The sequence below is a fragment of the Methanomassiliicoccales archaeon genome, assembly GCA_026394375.1.
Taxonomy (GTDB): Archaea; Thermoplasmatota; Thermoplasmata; order Methanomassiliicoccales; family UBA472; genus JAJRAL01.
This window is the reverse complement of record JAPKYJ010000003.1, coordinates 33,510-45,144: the sequence shown is the minus strand read 5'-3', so window position 1 is coordinate 45,144 and position 11,635 is coordinate 33,510. Positions and strand designations below refer to the sequence as shown.

Genomic DNA, 11,635 nt, shown 5'->3' with positions numbered 1-11,635 from the left:
TGACGCCTAGGCTTTGCATTCCTTCCAAGCATCTTCGCAAGCGCGGCGAAATAAGATATAGGCAGGAGGGATGATTCAGACGTTACATGGATGTTGCGAGGATCAGGGAGGACTTCCCCATCTATTGCTCGGGGGAAAGAACGCCTATCTACCTAGATAGCGCATGCCAGACGCTGCGCCCCCGGCAGGTCATCGAGGCTGTGAACAAGTACTACACTGAATACCCGGCCTGCGGAGGAAGGAGCGTACATCGATTGGCGACGCAGGTCTCCATCGAAGTGGACGAGGCCAGGGAGAAGATGTCCCGCTTCTTGAACGCCAGCAGCCCTGACGAGATCGTTTTCACAAAGAATTGCACGGAGGCCCTCAACCTCGTGGCCAAAGGTCTGGGTCTGAAGAGAGGGGATGAGGTGCTGACCTCGGATATGGAGCACAACAGCAACCTCGTGCCTTGGCAGCAGCTCGAGCGTTTGGTGGGGATCAGAAGAGAGTTCGTGAGCACCCCTGAGACCGGCATCTTCGACCTGGAGGAGTTCAAGAAGAAGATGTCCAGGAAGGTCAAGGTGGTGAGCATGGTGCACACGAACAATGTGAACGGTGTCAGCATTCCCGTCAAAGAAGTGGCGGAGGTGGCCCACGACCATGACGCGCTGGTGCTCATGGACGGGGCTCAGGCCGTCCCGCACATGAAGGTCGATGTGAACGACCTGGACGCGGATTTCTATGCGCTCTCAGTGCACAAGATGCTCGGTCCCTCGGGCGTGGGGGTTCTCTGGGGCAAGAAGGAGCTACTTCGTCGACTGGAACCGCTCATCACTGGTGGTGGGGGAGTGAGCACGACCACCTTCGAAGGGGCGGAGCTGCTTCCTCCACCTGAACGATTCGAAGCTGGACTCATGAACTATTCAGGAGTGATAGGGACAGGAGCGGCCGTGGACTACCTTGGTCGGGTGGGCATGGAAGAGGTGGCCAGGCACGACCTGCATCTGAACCACAGGGTCACGGCGGCTCTAAAGGACGTGCCGGGACTGCAGGTGCTGGCACCCGTCGATGCCCGGAGCAGGGGAAGCATCTTCTCTTTCAACGTGAAAGGCATGAGCTCCCACGATGTGGCCATGATTTTGGATGATATGGCAGGGGTCATGATCCGCTCGGGCATGCATTGCTCCCATCCATACTTCGTTTCCAGAGGACTGAGCGGTTGCGCCCGCGCTTCCTTCTACCTCTACAACGACGACCAGGACTGCGACGTGTTCATCGGTGCGGTTAAGGAGATGGTCGCCACCTTCTCCAAATGAACCACGGTCAGAAGAGAATCGTTCTCGATCACCCGCTCCAATACCAGTTCATCGCCCGCGTCGGCGATGATCTCGTTGCCGCTGCCTGAACCCTCTCCCCGAAGGACGACGTCCTCGACGAGCGATGCTGATCTCGATACCCCTCCGTGCCTGACGATGACGATGTCCTTCTCGATGACCAGCAGGCAATCGTCCTCGGGTAGCATGTCCGCCACCCTAAGGCGGACCATGGCCGGATGATCGAGCGACCCTAGGGCGTTCATCCTTGCGGCAATGCCGTCTGCCGCATTTCGCATGGCTTGTTCCTTCGCTGTGGAATCCAGCGCCCCGAACGATGAGAGAACCAACGAGATGACGCCTACCCCCAAGACCGCCATCATCACCCGGGAAAGAAGGAATTCTAGCAGGAGCTCATCTCCATGGCGATGTAGGTGTCGTCCTCCACCTGCATGCACTCCAGGGTGATCTGGGAGTGCGCGGCGTCGATGCGCACGTTCCCGCCCGTCCATGGCACTATGGGCACCCTCGGGTCAAGGAGGAAGATGCTCCCCAATTCAGTGCCGCACCAGTAGTAACGGATGGCGGTCGATTCCACCGAATCGCGAGAGCCGCCCAGTTCTATCGCTGCACCTCCTCCAGATGACCCAACCGCAAGGTCCAAAGGCACCGTGCGAACGTTACCAGGGCCCCCCAGGAAGGCCGAGAGAGCGGCCGAGCGTATGCGCTGGACCTGGGCTTTCAGTTCCTCGATCCTGGCCGCCCTTTCATAGCCCTGGAGCGCACCCAGAACCGAAGGCAGGATGATGGAGATGAGAACGGAGGTGATCAGCAGCTTCATCGGCATCCCCTCCAGGGCTCTGCGGTCAACGGACATCGAATCACTCCGCTATGACCGGGATGGTGAGCGAGGCCGTGGAGACGAAGTTGCTCTTCACCACCGTCACGGTCACGAATGAAACGGACCGGCCGTATTTCGATACGCTCAAGGATGAGAAGCTCGCTCTGCCCTGTTGATCGGTGGTGGCGTGCGGGGTCTTGCCTTCATCCGTGGTCACCCCGCCCCCTTTGAGCACTACCGTGGCACCTTCGACGCCCTTGCCCTCGTTGTCCACGACGAAGATCACTATGTCCAGGCCATCATTGGTGTAAAGACCGTCACCGTTGGCATCGGCCACGATGATCTCCGACGGGTCCGAGTTCACGCTCGCAATCGTCCTCGGCGCTCCCAGCCCGCTGGTCCAGCCAAGGATTATCGCCATGCTTATGCCCGCGATCAGGACGATGATCATGAGCTGCAAAGGCAGCCCTTCGATCCCCCCGTTCCGATCGCTCTCGATCTGCTTCCGCCTCACCAACATAGTCATCGATGCCGATTTCGCATAACAGATGATATCCACCGCGGCTACTCGTAGCCTTACCGAGCCAAGCTACTGAAAAGCTTAAAAGCGGCGTCTATGATACCGAGAGAAACCTTACCATGCCACACCGTCCCCTGCAGAGGAATTGAAGTGTTCAAGAGATTGCTGGTCGCCAACCGAGGAGAAATCGCCATCCGGGTGATGCGGACGTGCAAGCGCCTTAACATCCCTACCGTCGCGATCTACACTGCCATCGATCAGCACTGCAAGCACGTCCACCTGGCAGACAAGGCGGTGGAACTTCACAGCGACAAGAACATGATAGGCTATCTGGACATCGACGCTATCATGGAGGTCGCCGAGAGAATGAAGGTGGACGCCATCCATCCCGGATACGGCTTCCTCTCCGAGAAGGCGGAGTTCGCCCGGCGATGCGAGGACGCAGGCATCACGTTCGTAGGTCCAAGCGCCCGAGCGATGTCTCTCTTGGGCAGCAAGCTCGACGCCCGGGAGTTCATGGAGAAGCACGGGATCCACACCACCCCCGGAACCCTCAAACCTCTGAATTCGGCGGAGGAGGCCAAGCGCGAGGCGATACGAATCGGCTATCCGATCATGCTCAAGGCCGCCGGCGGAGGCGGAGGAAGGGGAATGAGGGTGGTGGAGAAGGAGGAGGAGATGGACCAGGCCTTTGAGTCCGCCCGAGCAGAAGCGGACAAGGCCTTCAAGGACCCCCAGATCTTCATGGAGCGTCGGGTCGTGAAACCGCATCACATCGAATTCCAGATGGTTGGGGATAGCCAAGGGAACGGCTATTGCCTGGGAGAAAGGGAGTGCTCCGTCCAACGACGCAACCAGAAGCTGGTGGAGGAAACGCCTTCCTGCTCCGTGACCGAGGAGATGCGGCTGGAGCTCTTTCCCAAGATAGAAGAGGCATTGATGAAGGCGGGCTATCACTCGCTTTGCACCTTCGAGTTCCTAATGAACGCTGGCGGTGAACTCTACTTCATGGAGGCTAACACCCGTATCCAAGTTGAGCATCCAGTGACGGAGCAGGTGACCGGATTGGACCTGGTGGAAGTACAGCTCAAGATCGCCTCCGACAAGGATGTGGGAGAAGAGCTGCGTGGAGCGAAGCCACGGGGAGCGGCGATGGAGTTCCGGGTGAACGCGGAGAACCCGTTCAACAACTTCTTTCCCTCACCGGGCAGGATCGATAAGTACATCGAACCAGCAGGAGAAGGCATCCGGGTCGATTCCCACGCCTATGAGGGATATGTGGTGCCCACGGAGTTCGACCCCATGCTGGCCAAACTCATAGTCTGGGGTCAAGACCGCAACGAGACGCTCATCCGGGCGAGGGACGCCTTGGACCGCTTCACGCTGACCGGACTGAAGACCACCATCCCCTACCACCGTCTGGTGGTTCGCTCGAAGGCCTTCCGCTCTGGACACTACAGCACCGACTTCGTCAAGGAGCATCCGCCCTCGGAGCTGATAAAGCAGGAAAGCTTCGCCCTCTTCGAAGGCGATGAGACCTAGAGGCCGAGAAGAACGGTCGCCACGTCGCTATAGGTGGGGCCGCGAGGGCTGAGGACGCTCTTCTTCAATCGCAGTTCTTTCACTGGCTGCGTTCCGAACTCAATTTCCTTGTATAGGTCCGCCACCCGGGCCGCGTCCGCGGACGCTCGCGGGTCCTTGACCCTTGCCATGGTGAGGTGCGCCTTGAACTCCCGACCCTCCTTAAGGAAACCGAGGGGCTCGAGGCATGACTCCAGACGCTGCGTCATCAGTCGCAATGGCTCAGCGCCCTCCAGGCCGGCCCACACTACCTTGGCGTTCGAACGGGAGGGGAAGACCCCAGACCCCCGGACCCTGATTTCGAAAGGGGAGATGCCTTTCGCGGAGGAGCGCATGCATTCAACGATCCGAGGAACGAGCGCATCATCGATGTCGCCCAGGAACTTGAGGGTGATGTGCACCGACCCCATCTCCACCGGCTTGAGGCCACGACCTACGTCCATCAGCTCTCGGTTGAAATCGAGCAGGGGAGGCAAAGGGTCGATATCCACGGCGATGAAGGCTCGGAATCTCATGGGGAACCGGTCGATTGAGAATCGCATATCGGAGATAAGACCCTCTCGGCCCGCTGCACTGATCTTCACGAGACGAAAGGCGAGGTGAAGAGGAGCTTGTGCCAGACGACACTTTTTTAGGCGGGGGCTCCATACCGATGCTCAATGGACTGTGACCTGGTGATCCTCGGTGCGGGACCGGGTGGTCTGACCGCTGGCATATACGCCGCCATGCGCAAGCTCAAGGCCATAATCCTGGAGGCCGAAGAAGCCGGAGGCCAGCCCATGAGCATCTACCCGGGCAAGGGGATAGCCAACTACCCGGGCATAGAGAACCTGGAAGGCAAGGAGATGGCGGAGCGGCTCATCGCCCATGCCCGGGCAGCGGGGTGCGAGTTGAAGGTGAAGGAGCGCGCCATCAACATCTTGGACGAGGGAGAGGGGCTTCGGGTCTTCACTGAGAGATCATCCTACCTGACCAGAGCGGTGATCATTTCTACCGGTGCGGGCTCCAACCGTCCGAAGAAGCTCGGGGTGAAGGGCGAGGACCATTTCGTGAACCGGGGAGTGTTCTACAAGCTCCCAGACAAGAGCGAGCTCCACGGAAAGAAGATAATCTTCGTGGGAGGTGGCAACAGCGCCCTGGAGATGGCGCTCATGGCGTGCGAAGTGGCGAGTGTCTGCCTGGTGCATCGCCGCGAGTCGTTCCGTGCCGACGCCTGCTTCGTGGAGAGACTGGAGCCCTCGCATGTCCAGACCTATCTATGCTCTGAGATCGAGGAGATCAAGGGAAAGGACCGAGTGGAGAGCGTGGTCATCAAGTCTGGAGAGCCGCCCAAGTCCATAGAGATCCCGGCCGACATGGTCATCATCAACATCGGGTTCGCCATCGAGCACGAGGACGCCAAGAACTGGGGCGTGAGACTGGAGAACGGCCTGATCGTGGTGGATAGCGAGATGAAGACATCCAGGCGGGGGATCTTCGCCTGCGGGGACATTGCAGTCTACCCAGGCAAATACAAGCAGATCGTCACCGCCTGCGGGGAAGGGGCAACGGCCGCCAACAGCGCCTTCAAGTACATCCAGAAACCGTACTGGGCCTGAGTTGCCCGGGTTTCTATTGGACGCCCTGCTGACCAGATAGATGGCAAAACCTTGGGTGGGCGCATGGGCGCCCTTGATTCCCTAAGAAAACGAAAGAAATTACTTGTCGACCACGATGGCAGAGTTCGGGCACTCGTCGGCGCAAGCGCCGCAGTCCACGCAGTCCGTCTCGTCGATGACCGCGATCTCGTCCACTTTGATCGCACCCTGAGGGCAGGCATCCTCGCAGGCGCCGCACCCGACACAGTCCTCTGCCTTGACCTTTGCTGCCATTGGCATACCTCTTGCCCAGTGAGAAGAGGCATCATATAAAACCCTTTTGGGGAGCGCGGGTGGCAGATTGAAATATCCTGGGTTGCATGCATTCCACCATGCGCTGCGCCTCCGGGAAGGTCCTCACCCAAGAAGGCTTCATCGATGGGTATGTCGGCTTTGAGGATGGGGTCGTGGTGGAGGTGGCCAAGGGCCGGCCCGAAGCTTCCATCGTGGAAGGGGTCATCACCCCCACTCTGGTCAACGCGCACACCCATCTGGCGGATTGCATCGTTCCTATGGATCTCTCCATGTACCTCGAGGACCTGGTGGCGCCGCCGAACGGCCTGAAGCATCGAATGCTAGGCAGAGCGAGCGAAGATGAGATCTTACAGGGCTTTCTGCGAATGAGTGCGCTCATGCGTGGTCGAGGGGTTTCGCGCTACATCGACTTCCGCGAGGGCGGAGAGATGGGTGCCCGAATGCTCTCCCTCACCCGGGGAAAGCCCGAGCCGACCGTCATGGGCCGACCCAAGGACCTCTCATTCGACAAGGAGGAGGTGCGAAGGATACTGCAGGTCGCCGATGGCATCGGAGTGTCCAGCATCTCCGATTGGGACTATGGAACGCTGAGCGACCTCTCGTCCTTTGTTCGATCCCAGGGCAAGCGATTCGCCATCCATGCCAGCGAGAGAGTGCGCGAGGACATCGACAAGGTGCTCGACCTCGAACCTGCTTTCGTCGTGCATATGACCCAGGCTACGGGATCGGACATAGAGTTCTGTGCGCAGGCGAAGGTGCCGATCGTGGCCTGTCCCCGCTCCAACATGTTCTTCGGCAACCTGCCTCCCCTAGCCACCATGTTGGAAAAGGGAGCAATCGTGGCCCTGGGCACGGACAATGCCATGCTCGCCCTTCCTGATATCCTGGTGGAGATGGAGTTCGCGGCTAGGCTGCTCCGGATGCAGGGTGTCAAGGACGTCCGCTCGGTGCTCGATATGGCCATTTCCAGTGGCCGGAAATTATTAAATCAAAAGATACCCATAGGTATTGAACCTGGCATGCCCTGCGACTTCATGGTCACCCGGCCCCTAGGCGGTGATCCGGCCACGGACCTGGTGCTGCGAGGGAGCTCGGCCGACCCTCTCATGGTATGCATGGGACTGGAGCTATGGAGTGGACCGCGATGACACCCTTCAAGAAGATACTGATACCCACGGACGGAAGCGAGTACACCAAGGAAGCGATCAAGAAGGGATTGGAACTGGCCAAGACGAGCGAGGCCGATGTGACCGCGTTGTACGTAGTGGACCAGACCTCCTTCATCAACTTTCCCATGGATTCGACCATAGTGAGCGTCTATTCCCTTCTGGAGAATGAGGGGAAGGATGCGGTGGAGTACGTGCGCGCTCTTGGTGCAAGCATGGGCCTGAAGGTTAGCGTTAGGATCGAAGAGGGCTCGCCCTCGCGCAAGATCATCGACGCTTCTAAGGATTACGATCTGATAGTAATGGGAACGATTGGACGGACCGGCATCTCCAAGCTCCTGCTGGGCAGCACGGTGGAAAAGGTGGTGCGTTTCGCCTCCTGCCCCGTATTGGTGATACGCTTTCCTCGAGGTGAATCTATATGACCACAGTGGGCGAGGTCATGACCACCAATCCCATCGTGGCACAGGTGCCTGGCAGCCGGGACGAGGTGCTCCGCATAATGATCAAGCACAACCTCACCGGGCTGCCGGTGGTGAAGCGGACGAACGGGTCCCTTTCGGGCATGATTACCAGGCAGGACATTTTCGACAAGCCGGACGAGGACCAGCTGGCCATGCTGATGGCCCGCGATCCTCCGATAATCGGTCCGAAGGATTCGGTGGAGAAGGCGGCCAAGATCTTCTGCAATAGTCATATTCACCACCTTTCGGTGGTGGAGAAGAATCGGTTGGTAGGGATTGTCACCCCCACCGATCTGCTCGGTGTGGTGGAGAAGAGAAGCTTCGAGAAGGCGGTGGAGACGGTCATCAAGTCCACCTGCGTTCCCATCTACGAGGACACGCCTCTGGCGGTCGCCCTCATCACCCTGAAAGTGAGCAAGGTGAACGCGCTACCAGTATTGGACGATAGAGGGAGACTGGTAGGCATCCTGACCGACCGGGACATCTTCAACAATTCGTTCATCGACGGTTCGATGGTCGTGGCCGACATGGGCAGCGGGCAGGACGAGGACGAATGGAGCTGGGAAGGCCTTCGCAATGTGATGAAGCTCTGGTATGAGGTGTCCAAAATCGAGCTTCCCGGAGTGCCAGTGAGGAGCATCATGGTCAAGAACCCCACCACTGTCTTCCGCAAGACCTCGGTCTCCGAGGCGGCAAGGATCATGAGGAAGAACGACTTCGGGCAGTTGCCGGTGAGGGACTCGAAAGATCACCTCCTGGCGATGATCTACGACCTGGACGTCATCTCCGTGCTATGTGGTGAACGAGAATGAACTCAGCGGACATCCTCTCCCTGTGCAAGCGCAGGGGGTTCATCTGGCCAGCATACGAGATCTATGGCGGCATCGCCGGACTGTACGACTACGGGCCATTGGGCACGGCCATGAAGAACAACATCACCAATGCCTGGCGCAAGGCCTATACCCTGGGCGAAGGGTTCATCGAGATAGATTCGGACACCATCGGGCCGGAGGCGGTTTTCAAAGCCTCCGGGCACGTGGACCAGTTCTCGGACAAGCTGGTCACTTGCGCTCAGTGCAAAACGCCTTTCAGAGCGGACCATCTGCTCCAGGACCTGCACCCGAACCCTGGCACGCTCTCGCTGACCGGGATCGACCAGCATATCCTTGCTAAGGGCGTGAAGTGTCCAGATTGCGGGGGTGAGCTGTCCCCGGCGGAGGACTTCAATCTCATGTTCAAGACCACCATCGGCCCGGGTTCCGCCGGCCGTGTTGGTTTCCTGAGACCAGAGACGGCTCAGGGCATCTTCGTCAACTTCAATTCGCTCTACCGCCATATGCGAGAGAAGCTGCCTTTCGGGGTCATTCAGGTCGGCCGCGGCTACCGGAACGAGATCTCCCCCCGACAAGGCGTGATTCGCCTTCGGGAGTTCAATATGATGGAGGCGGAGCTGTTCGTCGACCCGAAGGACAAGACCTGGCCCCGCTACGACGCGGTCAAGAACGACCTCCTGCGATTGGTCCCCAATGATCCAGGGGACGCGGAGGTCCAGATGCCGCTTCGAGAAGCGGTGGAGAACCGCATCATCGCCAACCAGACCTTGGCCTACTTCCTCTGGTTCACGCAGCGCTTCCTCACAGTGGTAGGCGTGGACCCGGAGCGCCTCCGCTTCAGGCAGCATCTGAAGAACGAGATGGCCCACTACGCCGCCGACTGCTGGGATGCGGAAGCGCTGCTATCCTTCGGCTGGACCGAGATCGTCGGCATAGCGGACAGAGGCTGCTGGGACCTGTCCCGGCACATCGAGCATTCCAAGGTGAACATGACCGCCTTCAAGCGCTTTGAGACGCCGACGGAAGTGGAGAAGGAGGTCATCAAGCCGAAGTACGGCCTCTTGGGGCCGCAGTTCAAGGCCAGGTCGTCCCTGGTCGGCAAGGCTCTGGAGAGCGCGGACGTATCCCGCGTTGGCAGGGACGGCATCGAAGTGGAGGTCGAAGGACAGGTCATCGCCGTCGAAAGGAAATGCTTCGATGTGGTCAAAGTGAAGGAGAGGGTGGCGGGAGAGAGCTTCGTGCCTCATGTGATCGAGCCTTCCCATGGTCTGGACCGTATACTGTACACCTGCCTGGAGCACGCCTATACGGAGAAGGAGGACAAAGAGGGGAAATACCTGGTGCTCCGTCTCACAAACGTCTCCGCGCCGATCAAGGCGGGCGTGTTCCCTCTAATGGGCAAGGATGACCTGGTCCATGTGGCGGCGGAATTGGACGCTCAGCTGCGGCGGATCGGAGTGGAGACGAGCTTTGACGATTCCGGATCGATAGGACGGAGGTATGCGCGGATGGACGAGATCGGCACCCCGTACTGCATCACCGTGGACTACCAGACCCTTGAGGATGGCACTGTCACGGTTCGAGACCGGGACTCGACGGAACAGGTCCGGGTGAAACGAGAGCAGGTCGTGCCAGTCCTGATCGCCCTGCTCAATGTGGACAAGACATTCGCGGAGTTCAAGACCTGAGACCTCTGTGGAAGAGGATTCAGACCAAGCCAAAGTGCAAAGGATAATAAGGTGAAGGTCATGTCGCAACCGTCCGGGGAATCAAGAATCAGATTCATTTGTTCCGAGGACAAGAATCGCAAGGAGCGTGCATGAGATGATGGGCGAGAGCGTCGAAACGATGAAGAGGAGAGAGGTCCTGCGTTCCCAGATCGATGCCTTCAAGGTCGACGACCTGGTGGAGGAGAAGTTCGAGAGCGTGGACCCGGAGATGGGACTGAGCGACGTGGTGGCGAAGATGCGGGCCAAGGGCCTGCACGAGATGCCGGTCACCGAGGGCAAGAAGCTCGTGGGCGTGATCAGCTTTAGCTCCATAATCCGCCGCAAGAACCTGGTGTTGGGCATGAAGGTCGGGTCGGCCATGGACATGCCTCCGCCGGTCACCCTGACCGCCCCCATCACCTTGGTAGCAGAACAGTTCATCTCCACCGGCTACCGACAGATGCCGGTGATGAAGAACAAGAACATCGCTGGCGTGGTCACCCGGGCGGGAATGATCGCCCTCATCCCCAAGATCAAGGACATCCGCAACATGAAGGTGCTGGATGTCATGTCCACCAACGTCCAGACGGTGCGCGAGGACGACCCCGTGAAGAGGGCGGTGGAGATAATGCGCAAACTGGACATCCAGACCCTGCCGGTGGTCGACATGGACGACCGATTGAGCGGCATCATCGGGATCAAGGACATCGTCAACTACTCCTGGAACGGCGGTCCCCGTCGACAGACCAAGGGCGAGATCGTGGGAGAGAACGATCCGGTGGAGGTCAAGGTCGGGTCCGTGGCGGTCGACGCGGTCGTCAGCATCGCGCCCGGGAAGTCGCTCGGGGACGCGGTGAACGTCATGCTGGAGCGCAACGTCTCCACCCTGCCGGTGTTGGAGAAGGACACTTTGGTGGGCATAATCACCATGTACGACCTCATCGAGCTGTTCGCCTCCTTCGGCAAACGGGACTATGTTTACACCCAGATCACCGGGTTGGAGGCGGAGGACCGTTTCTCCTTGGAGGTCATGGAGAGAGAGATCCAGAACGGGCTGGCCAAGACGGCCAAGGTGACCAAGCCTATGCTGTTCACCATGCACGTCACCAAGTACCACGTCACCGGCAACGCGGCCAAGTACAGCCTGAACGCCCGGTTGATCACCGAGCATGGAACGTTCATCGGCAGTGCGGTGGACTGGAACCTGGCCAAGGCCACGGTGGACCTCATGGACCGGCTGGGCGCCCGGGTGATGGACAAGAAGGAGGAGCGCATCTCCAAGAGGAAGAGAAACCGCCGGGAGACTTGAGCTTCCAGCGCATCCAATCCTTTTT

The 11,635-nt window shown here is 59.2% G+C and carries 13 protein-coding genes; 8 read left to right on the top strand and 5 right to left on the bottom strand.

The window, feature by feature from the left end; all coding sequences use genetic code 11:
- The first annotated feature begins 86 nt into the window (after positions 1-86).
- The gene (locus NT137_00295; protein ID MCX6651785.1) at positions 87-1,298 is read left to right on the top strand and encodes a cysteine desulfurase; all 1,212 of its coding nucleotides are present in this window, start codon (positions 87-89) and stop codon (positions 1,296-1,298) included.
- Here NT137_00295 and NT137_00290 read toward each other — a convergent pair.
- From NT137_00290 to NT137_00280, 3 genes are read right to left on the bottom strand one after another with little or no spacing between them, the layout of a single operon-like run.
- The gene (locus NT137_00290) at positions 1,226-1,678 is read right to left on the bottom strand and encodes a hypothetical protein (protein MCX6651784.1); all 453 of its coding nucleotides are present in this window, start codon (positions 1,676-1,678) and stop codon (positions 1,226-1,228) included. The two genes, NT137_00295 and NT137_00290, sit on opposite strands and share 73 nt — an antisense overlap.
- A gap of 20 nt (positions 1,679-1,698) precedes the next feature.
- Positions 1,699-2,136, bottom strand: coding sequence for a hypothetical protein (locus tag NT137_00285; protein MCX6651783.1), 438 nt, complete (start codon positions 2,134-2,136; stop codon positions 1,699-1,701).
- 40 nt (positions 2,137-2,176) lie between these two features.
- Positions 2,177-2,650, bottom strand: a complete 474-nt coding sequence (locus NT137_00280) for a carboxypeptidase-like regulatory domain-containing protein (protein ID MCX6651782.1) — start codon at positions 2,648-2,650, stop codon at positions 2,177-2,179.
- A 156-nt stretch (positions 2,651-2,806) separates the two neighbouring features.
- Between NT137_00280 and NT137_00275 the strand changes: the two genes are divergently transcribed.
- Positions 2,807-4,198, top strand: a complete 1,392-nt coding sequence (locus NT137_00275) for an ATP-grasp domain-containing protein (GenBank protein ID MCX6651781.1) — start codon at positions 2,807-2,809, stop codon at positions 4,196-4,198.
- Here the strand turns inward: NT137_00275 and thpR are convergent.
- Positions 4,195-4,752 carry an RNA 2',3'-cyclic phosphodiesterase gene (gene thpR / locus NT137_00270; protein ID MCX6651780.1) on the bottom strand — a complete coding sequence of 186 codons (558 nt, stop codon included), beginning with the start codon at positions 4,750-4,752 and terminating at the stop codon, positions 4,195-4,197. The two genes, NT137_00275 and thpR, sit on opposite strands and share 4 nt — an antisense overlap.
- 144 nt (positions 4,753-4,896) lie before the next feature.
- Here thpR and NT137_00265 point away from each other — a divergent pair, with 144 nt between their 5' ends.
- Positions 4,897-5,835: an NAD(P)/FAD-dependent oxidoreductase gene (locus NT137_00265; GenBank protein ID MCX6651779.1), complete on the top strand. Its 939-nt coding sequence runs from the start codon at positions 4,897-4,899 to the stop codon at positions 5,833-5,835.
- Between the two features lie 99 nt (positions 5,836-5,934).
- Here NT137_00265 and NT137_00260 read toward each other — a convergent pair whose 3' ends face one another.
- On the bottom strand, positions 5,935-6,174 hold the full coding sequence (locus tag NT137_00260) for a 4Fe-4S binding protein (GenBank protein MCX6651778.1): 240 nt from the start codon (positions 6,172-6,174) through the stop codon (positions 5,935-5,937).
- A 32-nt stretch (positions 6,175-6,206) separates the two neighbouring features.
- Here NT137_00260 and NT137_00255 point away from each other — a divergent pair, with 32 nt between their 5' ends.
- The 5 genes from NT137_00255 to NT137_00235 all read left to right on the top strand — a co-directional run bounded on the left by NT137_00255 (position 6,207) and on the right by NT137_00235 (position 11,610).
- On the top strand, positions 6,207-7,277 hold the full coding sequence (locus tag NT137_00255) for an amidohydrolase family protein (protein MCX6651777.1): 1,071 nt from the start codon (positions 6,207-6,209) through the stop codon (positions 7,275-7,277).
- On the top strand, positions 7,274-7,720 hold the full coding sequence (locus NT137_00250; GenBank protein MCX6651776.1) for a universal stress protein: 447 nt from the start codon (positions 7,274-7,276) through the stop codon (positions 7,718-7,720). Before NT137_00255 ends, NT137_00250 begins: the two co-directional genes overlap by 4 nt.
- Positions 7,717-8,571, top strand: a complete 855-nt coding sequence (locus NT137_00245; protein MCX6651775.1) for a CBS domain-containing protein — start codon at positions 7,717-7,719, stop codon at positions 8,569-8,571. Before NT137_00250 ends, NT137_00245 begins: the two co-directional genes overlap by 4 nt.
- Entirely contained in the window at positions 8,568-10,280 is a 1,713-nt protein-coding gene (glyS, locus tag NT137_00240) for a glycine--tRNA ligase (GenBank protein ID MCX6651774.1), read from the top strand. The genes NT137_00245 and glyS overlap by 4 nt, the downstream gene beginning before the upstream one ends.
- Positions 10,281-10,416: 136 nt before the next feature.
- Entirely contained in the window at positions 10,417-11,610 is a 1,194-nt protein-coding gene (locus tag NT137_00235; protein MCX6651773.1) for a CBS domain-containing protein, read from the top strand.
- Positions 11,611-11,635 lie beyond the last annotated feature (25 nt).

Excerpts from the sequence above, each read along its gene's own strand:
- NT137_00295 (MCX6651785.1), top strand. The coding sequence starts at position 87 with ATGGATGTTGCGAGGATCAGGGAGGACTTCCCCATCTATTGCTCGGGG.
- NT137_00290 (MCX6651784.1), bottom strand. The coding sequence starts at position 1,678 with ATGATGGCGGTCTTGGGGGTAGGCGTCATCTCGTTGGTTCTCTCATCG.
- NT137_00285 (MCX6651783.1), bottom strand. The coding sequence starts at position 2,136 with ATGAAGCTGCTGATCACCTCCGTTCTCATCTCCATCATCCTGCCTTCG.
- thpR (MCX6651780.1), bottom strand. The coding sequence starts at position 4,752 with ATGAGATTCCGAGCCTTCATCGCCGTGGATATCGACCCTTTGCCTCCC.
- NT137_00265 (MCX6651779.1), top strand. The coding sequence starts at position 4,897 with ATGGACTGTGACCTGGTGATCCTCGGTGCGGGACCGGGTGGTCTGACC.
- NT137_00255 (MCX6651777.1), top strand. The coding sequence starts at position 6,207 with ATGCGCTGCGCCTCCGGGAAGGTCCTCACCCAAGAAGGCTTCATCGAT.
- NT137_00250 (MCX6651776.1), top strand. The coding sequence starts at position 7,274 with ATGACACCCTTCAAGAAGATACTGATACCCACGGACGGAAGCGAGTAC.
- NT137_00245 (MCX6651775.1), top strand. The coding sequence starts at position 7,717 with ATGACCACAGTGGGCGAGGTCATGACCACCAATCCCATCGTGGCACAG.
- glyS (MCX6651774.1), top strand. The coding sequence starts at position 8,568 with ATGAACTCAGCGGACATCCTCTCCCTGTGCAAGCGCAGGGGGTTCATC.
- NT137_00235 (MCX6651773.1), top strand. The coding sequence starts at position 10,417 with ATGATGGGCGAGAGCGTCGAAACGATGAAGAGGAGAGAGGTCCTGCGT.